Annotated in this window: 15 protein-coding genes and 1 pseudogene; 15 read left to right on the top strand and 1 reads right to left on the bottom strand. The window is 59.1% G+C overall.

Features of this window, described 5'->3' with window-relative positions; translation table 11 throughout:
• Position 1: 1 nt before the first annotated feature.
• The 10 genes and pseudogenes from waaC (at position 2) to PSH65_RS29325 (ending at position 10609) form a co-directional block, all read left to right on the top strand.
• The gene (gene waaC / locus PSH65_RS29370; RefSeq protein WP_305423970.1) at positions 2–1063 is read left to right on the top strand and encodes a lipopolysaccharide heptosyltransferase I; all 1062 of its coding nucleotides are present in this window, start codon (positions 2–4) and stop codon (positions 1061–1063) included.
• Positions 1063–2184 (top strand): glycosyltransferase family 4 protein, encoded by a 1122-nt coding sequence (locus PSH65_RS29365; RefSeq protein ID WP_305423968.1) that lies wholly within the window; start codon positions 1063–1065, stop codon positions 2182–2184. Before waaC ends, PSH65_RS29365 begins: the two co-directional genes overlap by 1 nt.
• The gene (gene rfaP, locus PSH65_RS29360; RefSeq protein WP_305423966.1) at positions 2184–2990 is read left to right on the top strand and encodes a lipopolysaccharide core heptose(I) kinase RfaP; all 807 of its coding nucleotides are present in this window, start codon (positions 2184–2186) and stop codon (positions 2988–2990) included. Before PSH65_RS29365 ends, rfaP begins: the two co-directional genes overlap by 1 nt.
• Positions 2990–3726, top strand: a pseudogene (locus PSH65_RS29355) (lipopolysaccharide kinase InaA family protein). Before rfaP ends, PSH65_RS29355 begins: the two are co-directional and overlap by 1 nt.
• On the top strand, positions 3723–4475 hold the full coding sequence (locus tag PSH65_RS29350; RefSeq protein ID WP_305423964.1) for a lipopolysaccharide kinase InaA family protein: 753 nt from the start codon (positions 3723–3725) through the stop codon (positions 4473–4475). Before PSH65_RS29355 ends, PSH65_RS29350 begins: the two are co-directional and overlap by 4 nt.
• Positions 4475–5926, top strand: coding sequence for a lipopolysaccharide kinase InaA family protein (locus PSH65_RS29345; protein WP_305423963.1), 1452 nt, complete (start codon positions 4475–4477; stop codon positions 5924–5926). Before PSH65_RS29350 ends, PSH65_RS29345 begins: the two co-directional genes overlap by 1 nt.
• A 237-nt stretch (positions 5927–6163) precedes the next feature.
• Entirely contained in the window at positions 6164–6499 is a 336-nt protein-coding gene (locus PSH65_RS29340) for a YceK/YidQ family lipoprotein (RefSeq protein ID WP_123721730.1), read from the top strand.
• Between the two features lie 174 nt (positions 6500–6673).
• Entirely contained in the window at positions 6674–8428 is a 1755-nt protein-coding gene (locus PSH65_RS29335; RefSeq protein WP_305423962.1) for a carbamoyltransferase, read from the top strand.
• The gene (locus PSH65_RS29330) at positions 8415–9326 is read left to right on the top strand and encodes a glycosyltransferase family 2 protein (protein ID WP_305423960.1); all 912 of its coding nucleotides are present in this window, start codon (positions 8415–8417) and stop codon (positions 9324–9326) included. The genes PSH65_RS29335 and PSH65_RS29330 overlap by 14 nt, the downstream gene beginning before the upstream one ends.
• Before the next feature lie 140 nt (positions 9327–9466).
• Entirely contained in the window at positions 9467–10609 is a 1143-nt protein-coding gene (locus tag PSH65_RS29325) for a capsule biosynthesis protein (RefSeq protein ID WP_305423958.1), read from the top strand.
• Between the two features lie 50 nt (positions 10610–10659).
• Here the strand turns inward: PSH65_RS29325 and PSH65_RS29320 are convergent, their stop codons facing one another.
• Positions 10660–11301 carry a toluene tolerance protein gene (locus PSH65_RS29320; protein WP_305423957.1) on the bottom strand — a complete coding sequence of 214 codons (642 nt, stop codon included), beginning with the start codon at positions 11299–11301 and terminating at the stop codon, positions 10660–10662.
• 282 nt (positions 11302–11583) lie between these two features.
• Here PSH65_RS29320 and PSH65_RS29315 point away from each other — a divergent pair, with 282 nt between their 5' ends.
• The 5 genes from PSH65_RS29315 (at position 11584) to PSH65_RS29295 (ending at position 18139) form a co-directional block, all read left to right on the top strand.
• Complete coding sequence (locus PSH65_RS29315; RefSeq protein ID WP_305423955.1) at positions 11584–12696, top strand: capsular biosynthesis protein; 1113 nt, start codon at positions 11584–11586, stop codon at positions 12694–12696.
• Positions 12697–12734: 38 nt separating this feature from the next.
• Positions 12735–13913 (top strand): O-antigen ligase, encoded by a 1179-nt coding sequence (locus PSH65_RS29310; protein ID WP_305423953.1) that lies wholly within the window; start codon positions 12735–12737, stop codon positions 13911–13913.
• A 101-nt stretch (positions 13914–14014) separates the two neighbouring features.
• Positions 14015–15805 carry a lipid A export permease/ATP-binding protein MsbA gene (msbA, locus tag PSH65_RS29305; RefSeq protein ID WP_305423952.1) on the top strand — a complete coding sequence of 597 codons (1791 nt, stop codon included), beginning with the start codon at positions 14015–14017 and terminating at the stop codon, positions 15803–15805.
• Positions 15805–16701 (top strand): GNAT family N-acetyltransferase, encoded by an 897-nt coding sequence (locus PSH65_RS29300; RefSeq protein WP_305427064.1) that lies wholly within the window; start codon positions 15805–15807, stop codon positions 16699–16701. The genes msbA and PSH65_RS29300 overlap by 1 nt, the downstream gene beginning before the upstream one ends.
• A gap of 16 nt (positions 16702–16717) precedes the next feature.
• Positions 16718–18139 carry a PIG-L deacetylase family protein gene (locus PSH65_RS29295; RefSeq protein ID WP_305423951.1) on the top strand — a complete coding sequence of 474 codons (1422 nt, stop codon included), beginning with the start codon at positions 16718–16720 and terminating at the stop codon, positions 18137–18139.
• The last annotated feature ends 42 nt before the right edge of the window (positions 18140–18181 follow it).

Raw genomic sequence — 18181 nt, 5'->3', positions numbered from 1 at the left:
TTTGCGGGTACTGTTGATCAAGACTTCTTCGCTGGGCGATGTGATTCACGCGTTGCCAGCGTTGACCGACGCGGCGCGGGCGATCCCCGGCATCACGTTCGACTGGGTGGTGGAAGAAGGCTTCGCCGAGATTCCGACCTGGCACCCGGCCGTGGGCAAGGTGATTCCGGTGGCGATCCGTCGCTGGCGCAAGAACATCTGGCAGACCCTCAAGAGTGGCGAGTGGAAGCGCTTCAAACAAAGCATTCGCGCGACGAAATATGACTTGGTGATCGATGCCCAGGGTCTGCTGAAAAGCGCGTTGCTGACTCGCTACGCCAAAGCTCCGGTGGCCGGGCTGGACAAGAACTCGGCCCGCGAACCGATCGCTGCGCGCTTCTATTCCCGGCGTCTGGCCGTGGCCCGTGGGCAGCATGCGGTCGAGCGAGTGCGTCAGTTGTTCGCGGTGGCCTTGGGTTACGACCTGCCTAAGGGGCTGGGCGACTACGGCCTGAGCGTCGAGCGGCTGGTGGAATTGCCGCGCAAGAATCCGTACGTGGTGTTTCTCCACGGCACCACCTGGGACACCAAACACTGGCCCGAAGCCTACTGGCGCGAGCTGGCCGAGCGGGTAGGGTATCTCGGCGTGGCTGTGAAGCTGCCGTGGGGCAATCCGGTCGAAAAGGCCCGCGCCGAACGCATCGCCAAAGACATGAAGCACGTCGAAGTGCTGCCCAAGCTGAACCTGGCGGGGGTCGGCAAAGTCCTGGCCGGAGCGCAAGCCTGCGTAGCGGTGGACACCGGGCTCGGTCATCTCGCTGCGGCGCTGGACGTGCCGACCCTGTCGCTGTTCGGCCCGACCAACCCGGGCCTGACCGGCGCGTACGGCAAGTCGCAGATTCACATGGCCAGCGACTTTCCCTGCGCTCCGTGCCTGCAAAAGAAATGCACCTATCAACCGACGGCCGACGATGCCCGTCGGTTCGACCTGAAACGCGAGTGGCCCCTGTGCTTCACGCGTCTGAATCCCGAGCGTGTCGCGAGCCGACTGAGCACGTTGTTACTGGCTGAGGAGCTGCGCTGATGCAATTGGCATTTGTCCTGTACAAATATTTTCCGTTTGGTGGCTTGCAGCGCGATTTCATGCGCATTGCCCTCGAATGCCAGCAGCGAGGCCACCAGATTCGCGTCTACACGCTGATCTGGGAAGGCGATATTCCACCGGGTTTCGAAGTGCTGGTGGCACCGGTGAAGGCATTCTTCAATCATCGACGCAACGAGAAGCTCACCGAGTGGATGGAGGCCGATCTGGCCAAGCGTCCGGTGGACCGCCTGATCGGTTTCAACAAGATGCCGGGCCTGGACGTGTACTACGCCGCCGACGGCTGCTTCGAAGACAAGGCGCAAAACCTGCGCAACTCGCTGTACCGTCGCTGGGGCCGCTACCGGCACTTCGCCGAGTACGAGCGCGCGGTGTTCGCCAAGGATGCCAAGACCGAAGTGCTGATGATTTCCGAAGTTCAGCAGCCGCTGTTCATCAAGCATTACGCCACGCCGATCGAACGTTTCCATCTGTTGCCACCGGGCATCGCCCAGGACCGTCGTCGCCCCTCGAACGCAGATGAAATTCGCGCCGGGTTCCGCGCCGAGTTCAACCTGAAGGACGATGAACTGCTGCTGGTGCAGATCGGCTCCGGGTTCAAGACCAAAGGCGTGGACCGCAGCCTCAAGGCGCTGGCCGCCTTGCCCGCCGAACTGAAAAAGCGCACCCGGCTGTTTGTAATTGGCCAGGACGACCCCAAAGTATTCCAGTTGCAGAGCGCCACATTGGGGCTCGGCGACAACGTGCAGTTCCTTAAGGGACGCAGCGATATCCCGCGTTTCCTGCTCGGTGCCGATCTGTTGATCCACCCGGCGTACAACGAAAACACCGGCACGGTGCTGCTGGAAGCGGTGGTGGCCGGCTTGCCGGTGCTGGTGAGCGCGGTGTGCGGGTACGCCCATTACATCGCCGAGGCCGACGCTGGTCTGGTGCTGGACGAACCCTTCGATCAGGCACAACTGACGCAGCACCTGACCGGCATGTTGAACGACGCAAATGCACGGGCGGCCTGGAGCCGCAACGGTGTGGCTTTCGCCGAGACGGCCGACCTCTACAGCATGCCGCAGCACGCGGCCGATGTGATTCTGGCGGAGCACGCTTAATGAAGTTGATGCTGGCTGAACCGTTCAAGAGCCTCTGGGCCGGACGCGATCCGTTCGCTGAAGTCGAGGGCCTCAAGGGCGAGGTGTACCGCGAGCTTGAAGCGCGCCGGACACTGCGTACCGAAGTGGACGGTCACGGGTTCTTCGTGAAAATCCACCGTGGCATTGGCTGGGGTGAGATCTTCAAGAACCTGCTGACCGCCAAGCTGCCAGTGCTTGGCGCGGGCCAGGAGTGGAAGGCCATTCAGCGGCTGCAAGAAGTTGGCGTGCCGACCATGACCGCCGTCGCTTACGGCGAAAAGGGCAGCAATCCGGCGGACCAGCATTCGTTCATCGTCACTGAAGAACTGGCGCCCACCGTCAGCCTCGAAGATTTCAGCATCGACTGGGTCAAGCAGCCGCCCGAGCCAAAACTCAAGCGCGCCTTGATCGCCGAAGTCGCGCGCATGACCGGCATGATGCACCGCGCCGGGGTCAACCACCGCGACTGCTACATCTGCCACTTCCTGCTGCACACCGACAAACCGGTGACAGCCGACGACTTCAAGCTGTCGGTGATCGATCTGCACCGTGCTCAGACCCGTCCGACGATTACCCGGCGCTGGCGCAACAAAGACCTGGCGGCGCTGTATTTTTCGGCGCTCGACATTGGCCTGACCCGTCGCGACAAGCTGCGTTTCCTCAAGGGTTACTTCCAGCAGCCCCTGCGCCAGATTCTGGCTGAAGAAGCGGGGCTGCTGGCATGGCTCGAAGGCAAGGCCAACAAGCTCTACGAGCGTAAGCAGCGATACGGGGATGCGCTCTGATGTCGGGTTGGACACTGGAACCTGCTTACAGCGATCTGGCAGAAGACTTCGGCAGTCTTGACGCGGTATTCGCGCTCAAGGGCGAGCGACTGACCCGTGATCCACTGTCCGAGGTCATTCGCGTCCAGCGCAATGGCGTCAACTATTACGTCAAGCGCTACGTCGGCGCCGGCAAAGGCCTGCGCCGTTACTTGGGCAAGCCGCGGGTGAAAGCCGAGTGGCAGAACCTCAAGCGTTTCGCCAAGTGGGGCATTCCCACCGCCCGAAGTAGTGGCCTGGGGGCTGGAACGGCGCGGCGTGACATACGACCGTGGGGCGATGATCACACGTGAACTGCCCCATACCGAAGACTTTGTCCGCCCTGGCTGACCGGCATGATCCGAAGCTGGCGGACCGCGCCTGGGTCGACAACATCAGTCGACAGCTGGCGGGCTATACCCGGACCATGCACGACCATCGTTTTACCCATAACGATTTGAAGTGGCGCAACCTGCTGATCGACGATGAGCCCCGACTGTTTCTGATCGACTGCCCCAACGGTGATTTCTGGCGCGGCTTCTGGCTCAAATACCGGATCACCAAGGACCTGGCTTGTCTGGACAAAGTGGCCAAATATCACCTGTCGGCCACCCAGCGCCTGCGCTTTTACCTGCAATACCGCCAATGCACCCGGCTCGATGCCGCCGACAAGAAGCGGATTCGGCACGTGGTGAGATTTTTCGAGGGACGCGAATGACTGATTTTCTGGCTGCTGAAGACCGTGCGTTACTCGAGCGTCATGGCCTCGGCACCTTCGACGCGCTCTGGGCCAAACAGCTCGAAGCCGTGGATGAACCCAACACCGGTCGGGGTGGCTGGAGCAGTGTGTTTCGGCTGGAACTGGAAGGTCAAGGCTATTACCTCAAACGCCAGAGCAACTACCTGACACGCACATTTCATTCGCCTTTTGGCGAACCGAGTTTTGCCCGTGAGTTTCGCAACATCAGTCGTTATCAGAAACTGGGTATACCGGCGCTGCAGGCGGCGTTTTTCGGTGAGCGCAAAGTCGACGGTGAAACCCGGGCGATTCTGCTGACCCGCGCGCTGGACGGTTGGGATGACCTGGATTCGCTGTTGCAGCGCTGGTCCGACCTGAGCGCGGTGCAGCATTCGGCGATTCTGAAAGCCTGTGGGCAGCTGGCGCGACGCCTGCACGAGATGCATCAACTCCATGGTTGCTTCTATCCCAAGCACATTTTTCTCCAGGCCACCGGTGACGGTTATCAGGCTCAGTTGATCGACCTGGAAAAAACTCGTCCGCTGTTTTTTGGTCAACGTGATCGGGTCAAGGACCTGGACCCGTTGCTGCGTCGGGCGCCGGAATGGAGCGAAAGTCAGCTGCGCGAGTTGTTGGCGGTTTATCTGGATCAGCCATTGAACAGTTCGCTGGTGGACAGTTGGGTATCGCGCTTGAGTGCGCGGCGCAGTCAAAAGGAGGCGCGTTGATGCGTTTGTCCGAACTGAAACACGCTGGCCGCAGCCCAAGCCTGCCGCTGAACATTCCGTTGGCCGATGCGGCAGGGCCTGCGGAGCTACAGTTGCTGAGTCTGCTGCGGGTGTTGCCTGGGCAGCGCTACGTTGGTGCCGGAGTCTGGCGCGGCCGGCCGGTGTTGGCCAAGTTGCTGGTCGGCGGTAAAGCGGCGCGGCACTTCAAACGTGAACTGGACGGCGTGCGTTTGCTCGCCGCTCAGGGGCTGACCACGCCTTTGTTATTGGCTGATGGCCTGAAGGATGGCGAAGGCGGCTGGTTGTTGTTCGATTTCCTTGAGGGCGCCGAGAGCCTTGGGGATGCCTGGAAACAGGTTGAACACTTACCTGTGCTGGCGGATGAACAATCCGCGGTGCTGGCCGAGGCGTTGGGGGCCATTGGGCAGTTGCACAGCAAAGGCCTGTGGCAGGAAGACTTGCACCTGGACAACCTGCTGCGCCATGGCGGTCAGTTGTATTTGATCGATGGCGCCGGGATCTGTGCCGAGACAGCTGGCAAGCCACTGTCACAGCAGAAAGTCCTGGAAAATCTCGGGGTGTTTTTTGCCCAGTTGCCCAAATCGCTGGAACCCTTCACCGAAGAGTTGCTGGTGTATTACCTGTTGGGAAACGGCGAGCATGCCTTGCCCATGGAAGCGTTGCAGAAGCAGATCGACAAGGTCCGTCGTTGGCGTTTGAAGGATTTTCTGATCAAGGTCGGCCGCGAATGCACGTTGTTCAGCGTCCAGCGCGGAGCGTTCGGCTTGCGGGCGATTCGCCGTGAAGAAGAGACCGCAATGCTGCCGGTGCTGGAACAGGCCGATGCCTTGCTCGATCAAGGCCATCTGTTCAAGACCGGCGGCGCGGCGAGCGTCGGCAAGGTCGAGGTGGCTGGTCGCACATTAGTGGTCAAGCGCTACAACATCAAAGGCTTTGCCCATTGGCTCAAACGTTTCTGGCGCCCGAGCCGCGCCTGGCACTCATGGCGTGAAGGCAATCGCCTGGCATTCCTGGGTATCGCCACGCCCAAGCCGTTGGCGTTACTGGAGACGCGCTTTCTCTGGCTGCGCAGCCGGGCGTACCTGGTGACCGAGTATTTGCCGGGGCCGGACATCATCGAGCGGTTTGCGCCGTACGTGGAAAGCGGCGAAGCGCCGCAAGCGGAGTTGCAGGCTCTGGATCACCTGTTCGCCGATCTGATTCGCGAGCGGATCAGTCATGGCGATCTCAAGGGTCATAACCTGTTTTGGCAGCAGGATCGCTGGGCGCTGATCGATCTGGATTCGATGTGTCAGCATGGTTCGGTCAGTAGCTTTGCCCCGGCGTACGCACGGGATCGTGCGCGATTCATGCGTAACTGGCCTGAGAGCAGTGCGCTGTATCAGGTGATTGATCAGCGTTTGCCTAAAGTCATTTCCAGCGCTGCCTGAATCGGGGCTTCGCCCCTTTCGCGAGCAAGCCCGCTCCCACAGGTACCGTGGCGTGCACAAGCTTTGTGTATGGCGCGATCACGGTGGGAGCGGGCTTGCCCGCGATGGCGGCAGATCAGTCTCCCGAGATCTAGAGGACAAGTTCTTATGAACCGTCCTACATGATCTACAGACCCCATGAACTGTGCCCTGAATAGCCACGATGCTAGTTTGCCTGACGTTCTCGGAGGGCAGATTTTGACGATAAAAATGGCTGTGTTGTTGAGCACTTTCTCACTGGCGCTATCCGGCTGCGGAACCGCTGTCACAGTGCTGCAGGATGACGAGGAGGCCGCCCGTGGTCTCAGAAAACAAAAAACCTACTGCCAGTCCATCCCTCGCATCTATAGCGGTCTGGCCCACGACTTCTGTCTTCTGCATGCTCCGCCTGATCCCACCGGTATTCTGGTGCCATTCGTATTGCTGGATCTGACCTTGTCTGGTGCGCTGGACACGGTTGCCTTGCCGTACACAATTTACCGGCAGGCAACCGACGGCAATATCAGGATTTACTGGCGCCCGGGTCGCGGATGAGCGCAGGCGAGCGCGTGGGCTCGACGTCATCTTCACGGCGCTGATAAGGGCAGGGTCATTCCCGCCACGTTTACGCTATAATCCCGCCCTTTAGCTGTCTCTCGCCCCTTGCGAGGGCACATCAATTTTTGAGGCGCGTTGCGCCTGCATGCAGACTAAAGAGGCTAGACCCCTGTGGCATTGACGATTCTTGGCCTGTCCGGCGCCCTTAGCCATGATCCTTCCGCAGCCCTGTACATCGACGGCAAGCTGGTCGCGGCGGCTGAAGAAGAGCGCTTCGTACGCGATAAACATGCAAAGAACCGCATGCCTTACGAGTCGGCGAAGTTCTGCCTCGAGCAGGCTGGCATCAAGCCGTCCGACGTTGACGTGGTGGCGATTCCATTCGCACCGATCAGCCTGTTCGGCAAGGCTCGCTGGCACTACGCCAAGCGTTACTGGTACGCCCCGGACCGCGCCCTCGACGCGATCCTGATGGGCAACCGTCGCTACAAGCGCTATCGCAACAAGATTGTCTGGTGCCTCGAGCAACTGGGTTTCGATCCGAAGAAAATCAAGATCGAGCCGGTCGAGCACCACCTTGCCCACGCCTCCAGTGCCTACCACTGCTCCGGTTTCAAAGAGAAAACCGCGATTCTGGGGATCGACGGCAAGGGCGAGTACGCCACGACCTTTTTCGGCTACGGCGAAAACGGCAAGATCCACAAGATCAAGGAATTCTTCGATCCGGACTCCCTCGGCGGCCTGTACGGCGCGATCACCGAGTTCCTCGGTTTCGAAATGCTCGACGGTGAGTTCAAGGTCATGGGCATGGCGCCGTACGGTGACGCCAGCAAATACGATTTCTCGCGTCTGGCCTCGTTCGAGAACGGCGAGCTGGTGATCAACACCGACTACGCCAACGTCATCGGCCTGCGTCGCTATAAAGAGAAGGGCAAAGGTTTCTACTTCTCGCCGAAGCTGATCGAGTGGCTGGGGCCCAAGCGCGAAGGCGACATCGCCGATGAGCCGTACATTCATTACGCCGCGAGCATGCAAGCGCTGTTCGAGAAGCTGGCGTTGCAGATGATCGACCATTACCTGGGCGATGTGCTCAAGGAAACCGGCAAACTGGCCTTCGCCGGTGGCTGTGCGTTGAACGTCAAGCTGAACCAGAAAATCATTGCTCGCGATGACATCAAAGAGCTGTTCGTTCAGCCTGCATCCGGCGATGCCGGTACCGCGGTTGGCGCTGCGGCTTACGTGTCCCACGCCCGTGGTGTTCCGGTCGAGAAGATGGAACACGTCTACCTCGGCCCGTCCTATAGCAACGAAGACGTTATCGCCGCTTGTGCCCGTCACCCGAGCAAGCCGGCCTGGCGCAAGCTTGAGAACATGCCGGAAAGCATCGCCAAGATCATGGTCGACGGCAACCCGGTGGCCTGGTTTCAGGGGCGCATGGAGTTCGGTCCGCGCGCCTTGGGCGGTCGTTCGATCATCGGTTGCCCGAGCGCTGTCGGCGTGGCTGACCGGATCAACCACCAGATCAAGTTTCGCGAGCGCTGGAGGCCTTTCTGCCCGTCGATGCTCGACACCGTTGCACCGCAGATGATCAAGATCGATCACCCGGCACCGTTCATGACCTTCACCTTCGAAGTGGCTGAAGAGTGGAAAACCCGCGTGCCGGAAGTCGTCCACGAAGACGGCACATCCCGGGCCCAGGTGCTCAAGCGCGAATACAACCCGCGCTACTACGACATGATGAAGGCGCTGGAAGTGCTGACCGGTAACGGCGTGTCGCTGAACACGTCGCTCAACCGTCGTGGCGAGCCGATGATCTGCTCGCCGACCGATGCCTTGAACATGTTCTTCGGTTCCGACCTGCAATACCTGATCATGGAAGACATTTTGGTGGTCAAAGAAGGCGCGGACGGGTATGCAGTTGACTGACGTGCTGATCAGTGTCGTTATTCCAGCTTATAACTACGCCAAAACCCTGCCGCGTGCGGTGAAATCGGTGTTGGCGCAGTTGGGTGATGCCCAGGCTGAGTTGCTGGTGATCGATGACGGCTCCACTGACGCGACGCCGCAAGTTCTGGAGCAGCTCCTGACTGAACATGCCGGATGCTTTAGAGCTCTGCGCAAACCCAATGGCGGTTTGTCTTCGGTGCGTAATCGCGGGATCGAGGAGGCTCGGGGGCAGTATCTGATCTTCCTCGATGCTGATGATGAGATGGCGCCTGGTGCGCTGGCTGCGTTGACCCGGCATATCTCCAGCCATCCTGACAGCCGTTTGATCATTGGCGGTCACTGGTCGGTATTCGACGACGGTCGTCGTGTCCAGCACGCCGTCAAATCCTTGCCAGCCACCCCGCGCGAGCGTGTGCGTGGCTACTTGCTGGACAAGACGGTATCGCTATCCAACGGCGCCTGCGCGATGCATCGCGAAGTGTTTGCGCCGGGCAACTATCCTGAACAGCTGCGCAACGTTGAAGATATTCCGGTGTTTGCTCAGGTGCTGGCGCGTTTCCCGTGCAGTGTGCTCGATCAACCGCTGGCGCTGATTTACAAGCATGGCGACAGCATGCGCCATGACCTCAAGCAAAGCCTGGCGGCGGGGGTTGGAATGGTTGACGAGGTATTTTCCCCGGTGCGCATGCCTCAAGAGTTGCAGGACTTGCGCCAGGCTTTCCTGGCTCAGCGCTGCCTGTCATTGTTTCGCGATTGCTACAGTGCCGGCGATTATGTCCACGCCAAGGCTTTTTACGCCCGCGCCGTGCGCGCCGATCTGCGCTCGCTCACGCGCTGGTCCTATACCCGCAAGGCCATCCGGTTGTTGTTCAAGTGAGCGCACCCCCGTCTGACGCAAGTGTGTTTCAGGCTGAAGGATGCTGGACACAAAAAGCGCGTGAGCTGGACCGTTACCGCTGGAAGCTGCTGCGCGAGCGTCATGGTCGCTGTGGTAGCCTTTTGCGCCTGGTTCGTGATGTGCTGGTGGATGTGGCGGTCGGGGTACGCGCGAAGGCGTGCTTGAGTGGTTCGGTCGTCGCTACGCCCTGTGAGGTGCTGTTGCTGCATTCGGCGCCAAAGTCCATGGCGTTGCAGCGCAAGAATATTCTGATTGAGGGTCTGCGCAAGCGCGGGCACCACCTGACAGAGGCAGCGTTACGTTCTCCGTCGGACGCCTGCGCCCAGCGCATGCTCCTGGCGCCGCCGCAGTCTGTGCCGCTGCGTTATCTGGTGTACGCCGCCCATGCACAGTGGTTGGTGATGACGTATTCGCCCAAGGTGCTGATCAACGAACGCAACGGTAGTCTTCATGCGCCGTTCTTGCGCTTGGCATTGGCTGCGCGCGGGGCCCGACTGCTGCAACTGGCCCATGCCACGACGTTGGAGTCTTCACGACGACTGGGGATGAACGATTACGACTATTACGGCGTCTTTGGCCATAGTTCGCTGGTCGCTTTGCAAGAAAGAACATTGAGGTTCGGTGAGTCGACGGTGGTACTGATCGGTTCTTACCTCGCCGATGAAACTTATGATCTGCCAGTTGCCGATCCTGCTCTCCGGACGTTGTTAATTCTGGGGGTGGGTCCTGATCGGGAAAAAGAGCCGGGCTACCAGCGCACTTATCAGTTATTGCGCGACTGGGCCGGGCAGCATCCGCATTATCGCGTGCTGTTCAAGCGTCATCCGCGCAGCAAGGCGCAATTCTGGTGCGATGCCGCTGCGCAGTTAGCCAACATCGACTTGCTGGATAGCAAGTGTTCACTGGCGCACGCTCTGGCGCAGGCCAGCGTTGTCGTCAATATCATGTCCAATGCTGGTATCGAGGCAGGGCTGGCGGGGCGGCCGGTAATCCATGTGAATGCGGGCAGCGATGTGGATATCTTCTCTCACTCACTGTTTTTTGGGCCACAAGTGCGCGATGAACATGAGTTTTCCCGCCAGTTGCAAGCGCTTGAGCAGGATTATCCGGGGCATGTGGCCCAGGCCCGGCGTTTTGCCGATTACCACTTGGTATACGGCTCTCAGGGATTGGCAAAGACCATTCAGCTGGTTGATAACTTGCTGCGCGGCGTAGACCCTGCGCGTGACTTCGAGACCTTCAGGCTGTCTGCCGCCGGCTGACACTGGCGGCTTAAGGGCTTAAGGGCTTAAGGGCTTAAGGGCTTAAGGGCTTAAGGGCTTAAGGGAGTGAGCGCCAGGCTCAGTTCCCGTCCATTGCACACACGTTGATGGTTCAGGTAGTGCTCAAGGAACTGGTTGTCCTTGAGTAGCCACTCGCGATCCTGGCGATAGCGCAGCATATGCTTGAAATTGCGCAGGCGCAGGCCTTTGCGCAGTGGCTTGCGATAGGTGCGCAGGTCGGCGATGTCGATCAGCCCGAGTGTATTTTCAGGCGTCAATACCACATTGCCCAGGTGCGCGGAGCGAAAGTAGATGCCGTTCTCATGCAGGCGTGCAATGAACTCACCCAGTTGTGCCCGAAGAGATTCGTTATTGTCGGTGCCCAGCAACTGACGCAGAGTGCGACCGGGTAGGGGGTCGTAATGCACGGCATCGCGCTCGATGCTGGGGATGCGATAAATCTGGCGAACCGTCGGGCATTCGATATTGCATTCGCGCAGTGCTCGGCAGTTGTCGGCGAAGCGCCGGGCGTAAGGCGCCCAAAGCGCAGAAGTCAGCAGGCGTTTACGGCGAAACAGCTTGAGCATCGAGCCATCGGCCAGGCACAAGACTTTATCCCCTTTACCATCGGCCTCGAGAACGTCGGCGCCCTCGCGCATGTTGAGATAAGCGGTATGGTCGAGCGTTTGCATCAAGGCTCCAAGGCTTGGCCTGATGGGATGGGCAGCCGGCTATGTTACCGCAGTGCGCATGCTGCAAAAAACCGCTGTGGTACAATCGCCTCACTTTTTAAGAGGCAGTTGCCCGTTCACGGGGTTGCCTGGGGCAATACCACAGAGTGCTTGCTTCTGATTTCTGGTTTTATACTTCTATACGCGGACGGGCGAATAACAGGGTGTTGATGTCTGCGGACTTGTCGCACGTGGTTATATTGCGCTTTGGCGGGTGGATGCGGCCTATTTTTTGGACACCCTATGACGACAATGCTGTTCATTTCCCTGGCCAAACATCAAGGCCTCTATTTCAATCGGTTACTCAATGAGACCGAGCTGCAAGGTAAAGTCGTTACCCCACCACAGATGCCCTGGCCAAGGTTGTTGCATGCATCCAGAGTGCTTTCGCGAATCGACTGGCCGAGCCTGATCGAAGAAAAATGCGAGGAGCGGCGCGTCAAGAACAAAAACGATGGTCGCTTGTATCGTCTGTTGTTACGTCTTGAGCTGATTTGGATGGCGTTACGCGCTCAGGCGTTGCTTGATCGCGAGCACCCCGATGCGCTGGTGTTCTGGAATGGTTCCCACCGCTACTGCCGATTGCTGACGGCCTTGGCGCCGCCGGGTTGTAAGACTTTCTTCTTCGAGAACGGTTTGCTGCCCGACACCACAACCGTTGATCCGCAGGGCGTGAACTACCTGAACGCCGTTCCGCGTGAGGCCGGTTTTTACCTCAACTATCCTTATCCCGTGCCTGAAAATCAGGCAGTGCCCGTGCTGATTCCACGCCAGCCTCGTACCAGTGGCCCGACACCGATTGTGCTGCCGGAGCAGTTCGTCTTTATTCCGTTCCAGGACGACCGCGATAGTCAGGTTCGGCTGTTTTCTCCCTGGATCAAAAACATGCGCGAGATGTTCGCCTTGGGCGAGCGCTTGGCCAAAGAGACTGGATTGACAGTGGTGTTCAAGGAGCATCCATCCAGTCGCGAAACGTATCCTGAGTTGCATGAGCGTACTCACGAGCGTCTGTTGTTCGCCAACGGCAACGCCACTCAGCAGTTGATCGAGTCCAGCCAGTTTGTGATCACGCTGAACTCGACGGTTGGCCTGGAAAGCCTGCTTTTGGGTAAGCCCGTGCTCACCCTGGGTCAGGCTTTTTTCAATATCGAAGGGCTGGTAATGCATGCCGATAACGCCGAGCAGGTGGTGGAACTGGCGCGCGCATTCCCGCAATGGCCACTCGATGAGCGGTTGAGGCGTAACTTTCTCCATTACCTCTCTGAACACTACTGTATCAAGGGTGGCTGGAAGAACGCCGACAAGGCCCAGTTGCAGCGGGTCGCCAATCGAATGCTGGGTAAAGCCGAGTGCTGACAGGAATGAAGAAATTTTTCGGTAAGGATGTCCTGGGAATGTGGGCATCTATCGGTTTTCTTGTGCTGCTGTGTGGGGCGTGGGTACTGCCGGACAACAAGCTTTATCACCAAATGTTGATTTTCCTGCTGTGGCTGCCTGCCTTGTTGGCGCTGTTCCATCGGGATTTTCGCGCGATGCTCAAGCAACCGGAGTGCGTCCTCTTTGCTATCTTCGCGGCATGGACGTTATTGGTGCTGATGGTTGAGGGCGGCAATAACATTTTCGGCAAAAGCAAAGTGACGCTCTATGTGGCCCTTACCCTGTTGGGCGTGCTACTGGCTGCACAGAACCGCAAGTGGCGGTTCGAGTCCATGTTGTTGTACGCATCGATTATTGGCGGTTTTTTTGCTGCAGCTTCCTGGGTCTACTTTTATGACGTGTCCGCTCAACCTTTCAGCGGCAGGCTGATTGCCATTGGCCTGTGGGACACTGCAATCATGGCCGCGCATGCGGTGGGGGCCTTGCTGATTCTTGGCGTCTTCACGTTGCAGACCAAGCGCTTCAATCCCTGGGCGATGGTGTTGCTGCTGATTCCGGCGCTGGGATATGCGCTATTCCTGGGCTTTAGCCAAACACGCGGTGTGTGGATCGGCTTGCTGGCCTGTCTATTCGTGATGGGAGTGGCGCGACCGTCGCGCCTGGGAGGCGGGCTGATCATTCTGGTGGTCCTGGGGTTGGCGTCCATTGCTGTATTCAAGCCGGACATCCTCTTGCAGCGTGGCGTTTCTTTTCGTCCCGAGCTATGGAACGGCGGCGTGCAATTGATGCTGGATCATTGGGCGATGGGGTTGGGATTCCATGAATACCTGATTCCTGTCCCTGAAATCGGACAGGCATTCAAACATCCCCATAACCTGTTCCTGGATATCGGTGTGCGTCTGGGTGTACCTGGGCTACTGCTATTCGGCTGGCTGTGGCTGGCGGTTGGCTGGCGTGGCTGGGTTTCGCGCGCGCAGCCACTGGGGCAGGTGTTGCTGGCACTCTGGGTGTTTTCCGGGGCGTCATTGATGACCGATGGCATTGGTCTCTGGCTCAAACCCAATGCGGACTGGTTGATCACCTGGTTGCCGATTGCCTTGAGTATCGTGTTGGCCACTCGTGGGAGCAATGAAAGCAAAGGTTCCGTCTGGAGTGTTTCAACCCCTGATGTTCCCGGTCCGGTAGCGAAGTGCTAAAGCGTTTTCGGCACCTCGTCCTGGCTGAGCCGATGTTGTAATTCGTTCGCTGTTACAATCCACAGGTTGTCTGTCTTTTTCAAACGTACGAGGCGCGCCGAATGGCCAATTCCGACCAGCAATCAAGCATGAAGATTTACCTGCGGTTGCTGAAATACGTGCTCCCGTACTGGGGCGCTTTCGCCATCAGTATTATCGGCTTTGTGCTATTCGCATCCAGCCAGCCGATGCTGGCGGACATGCTCAAGCATTTTCTCGACGCCTTGCAGAAACCCGATGACACCAAGTTTCTGGGTGTCTCGCTGGTACTCGGCGTACCGTTGTTGATTGTGCTGATTGCCGTCTATCAGGGCATCGGCTCATTTCTGGGTAACTATTACCTGGCCAAGGTTGCCCGTGGCGTGGTCCACGACCTGCGTTGTGCCTTGTTCGACAACCTGTTGACCTTGCCTAACCGCTACTTCGACAACCATAACTCCGGTCACCTGATTTCCCGTATTACCTATAACGTGACAATGGTCACCGGTGCTGCCACTGATGCGATCAAAGTAGTGATCCGTGAAGGCCTGACGGTGGTGTTCCTGTTCGGTTACCTGCTGTACAGCAACTGGAAAATGACCTTGGTATTGCTGGCGATCCTGCCGGTCATCGCGATTCTGGTAAGTAGCGCCAGCAAAAAATTTCGCAAGCAAAGCAAGAAAATCCAGGTGGCGATGGGCGATGTGACCCATGTGGCTTCGGAGACTATCCAGGGCTATCGCGTGGTTCGCAGCTTTGGCGGTGAGACTTACGAAATCGATCGGTTCCACAAGGCCAGCGCCGACAACATGAACCGCAGCCTGGGCATGACCCGCACCCAGTCGATCTACACCCCGATGCTGCAACTGGTGATTTACATCGGCATGGCGGTGTTGATGTATCTGGTGCTTTACCTTCGCGGAGATGCCTCTGCTGGCGAACTGGTTGCCTACATTACCGCCGCCGGTTTGTTACCCAAGCCGATTCGTCAGTTGTCGGAAGTCAGCGCCACCATTCAGAAAGGGCTGGCCGGTGCGGAGAGCATCTTCGAGCAGCTCGACGAAGAACCGGAAGTCGATACGGGCACCAAGGAAATGGTGCGCGTCAGCGGTCGCCTGGAAGTGCGTAACCTGAGCTTCCAGTACCCGGGCACCGAGAAACTTGTGCTCAACGATATTTCCTTTACCGCCGAAGAGGGCCAGATGGTCGCTCTGGTGGGGCGTTCAGGCAGCGGCAAGTCGACCTTGGCCAACCTGATTCCGCGTTTCTATCACCACGACAAGGGCCAGATCCTGCTCGACGGAATGGATGTCGAGGAATACAAACTGACCAACCTGCGTCGTCACATTGCCCTGGTGACCCAGCAGGTCACCCTGTTCAACGACAGCGTCACCAACAACATCGCCTACGGCGACCTCGCCGGCGCACCGTTCGAAGACGTGCGCAAGGCTGCCGAAGATGCCTACGCCGCCGAGTTCATCGAGCAAATGCCTCAAGGCTACGACACCCTGGTGGGCGAAAATGGCGTGCTGCTTTCCGGCGGTCAGCGCCAGCGTCTGGCGATTGCCCGGGCACTGCTCAAGAATGCGCCATTGCTGATCCTCGATGAGGCTACCTCGGCCCTCGACACCGAGTCCGAGCGCCACATCCAGGCAGCACTGGAACAAGTGATGAAGGGCCGTACCACGCTGGTGATCGCTCACCGCTTGTCGACCATCGAGAAGGCTGACCTGATCCTGTTGATGGACCAGGGCCGCATCGTCGAACGCGGCACCCACGCCGAGTTGTTGGCGTTGAACGGTCTCTACGCACGCCTGCACGAGAAGGATTTCGTCGAAAGCACCGACGAGGCGATGACGGAGTCCCACGTTTGATTTTGAGTTACTGGCGGGCCTGGAGAGAAAGCGGCTGGGTACCCATTGATGCAACGGTTTATACCCAGGCCTGGCAACAGTTTGGCGGCAGCGTGGCAACTCATCCCGAAGTCGTTGAGCGCCTGGCAGGGCTGGTAGGCATCCCGGTGCGTTATCTGGGCTGGTTCGTCGACGGTGAATTGTGCGCCGCGATGCCGACCTGGGGCCGTCATGTGGCCTTGTCCAAGGACGTGCTCAAGCGTGAAGGCAAGCGTGGCCTGCTCGATCTCGGCAATGCCGAGATCATCCTGCCGGTTGCCGAAGATGCTCAGGTTCGTCTGCGGCATCACGCGCGTTATGTGTCCGAACTCAATGCCCCAAACATCATCGGTCTCGCTGAGCAACCTGAAGGCCTGGCGCTGGCTCGTGAACCAGAGGACTACAGCAAGAAGTTTCGCTACAACCAGCGTCGTGACCAGCGTTTGCTTGAAGAGGCGGGTGGCATCATCCGACCGATGCTGGAGCTGAGCGCCAGTGAACAGGCGACCATCTATGCCGACCTGTTCCAGCGCCGCTGGAACTTTGAAGCACCGGGCAAGGCGCGTCTTTCTGAAGTGTTCAGCCTGTTGCGTGAGTTCATGACCGGGTCCTTGATCTACCTGAACGACGAGCCGGTGGCGATCCAGATTCTGTACCGGGTCGAGGCACCCAAGTGGGTCAGCCTGGAATACATTAACGGCGGTGTCGATCCGCAGAACCGCGAGTTCAGCCCCGGCAGTGTTCTCAGTTTCGTCAACACCCAAGCCGCGTGGGAGCAGGCCCGAGCCTTGGGCAAGCCGCTGCGTTACTCGTTCGGCCGCGCCGATCGCGAATACAAGGATCGCTGGTGTCACCGGGTTCCGGTCTACCGGGTTTGAGCGAGGACAGGCAGTCATGAGCGCACGCAAGCAACAATTGCTTAAACGCCATCGCCAGCGCAAACGCGTGGTGCTGATCGGGGCGTTGTTGGCTGCATTACTATTTGGCATTTTTGTCGCGTGGTGGCCCTTGCCGCTGTTCCTGCTGCTGGGCTGGATCGCCCATGAAGCCTGGTTCGCCGACCATCTGTTCTATGCCCCGGGCGACGATTATCGCTATGACTTCCCGGCGGGTACGCCGCAATTTCCCGCCACCCTGGTCAATGGTGTCTTGCAGGTGGCGGGCGACTTTGGCCTGGCGCAAACCCTGGTTTTGCAGGTGCGGGTCAAGAGCCATTGGCTGGGTCGCTTTCTTGACCCCCAGGTATGGATCGGTGACGACCGTCAAGATCTGGAGCGCGGTGTTGCGGGAGAGCGTTTTCTCAATCTGTCGGGGCAAGGTTCGGCGCTGGCAGCCGGGACCCTGACATTACGTGGACGCTTTTGCAGCCTGATGCCACGGGCGACTTTACACGCCCTGAGTAATCCGGATTTTGGCCAGCAGCGTCTGCTAATCATCGCCCCCCATGCCGATGATGCCGAACTGGCAGCTTTTGGTCTCTATAGTCGGGCGTCCGAGGTGGCTATCGTCACACTGACCCAAGGCGAGATTGAGGCCGAAAACTATCGCGATATGGGCCTCGACACCGCTCAGGCCGCCCGACTCAAGGGGCGCCTGCGCAGTTGGGACAGCCTGGCAGTGCCGCTGTGGGGCGGGGTGCCGCAACAGCAGTGTGTGCAATTGGGCTACTACTGCTTGCAACTGGATGCGATGGCGCAGCAGCCGGAGCAAAGCTTCGGTTCGCGGGAGTCGGGGGAGAGCGATATACGCAATGTGCGTCGGCACAATGCCCTGAGCCTGCCGGGTGACGTCGATGGTCAGCCCCATTGGCGCAACCTGGTGGCTGATCTGGCGCGACTGCTTGAGCATCACCGGCCCGACGCGGTGCTGACGCCCCATCCCGAACTGGATCCCCACAGCGATCATGTCGCCAGCACTCGCGCCTTGATGGAGGCGATTGAACTCAGTACCTGGCGCCCGCGTACCCTGCTGCTCTATGCCAATCACCTGCATGACAACGACCGCTGGCCGATGGGCCCGGCGGATTATGGCATTGCCCTGCCGCCGACCATCGAACCGTTGCCGGCTGATGGGCTATGGAGCCCGTTGCTGGACGCGCCAACCCGCATGGACAAAGCCATGGCCTTGGCCATGCAGCACGACTTGCAGGGCCGTCCACCGCTCAAAAGACGTCTGCGCCGGGTGATTCAGCGATGGTTGGCCGGGCGTCGCTGGCCCTGCACAGGTGAAGACGAGTTCTTCCGCAAAGCGGTGCGCCGACACGAACTTTTCTGGGTGCGTCCGCTGGATGCCCCTCCACGAGATGGCCGCCGCTGAGCCTCTTTGCTCGCGTGCGGCCGCATTCTTTCGCTATGTTAT

The organism is Pseudomonas sp. FP603 (genome assembly GCF_030687415.1).
Lineage (GTDB): Bacteria > Pseudomonadota > Gammaproteobacteria > Pseudomonadales > Pseudomonadaceae > Aquipseudomonas > Aquipseudomonas wuhanensis.
This window is presented reverse-complemented; position numbering and strand designations above follow the sequence as displayed.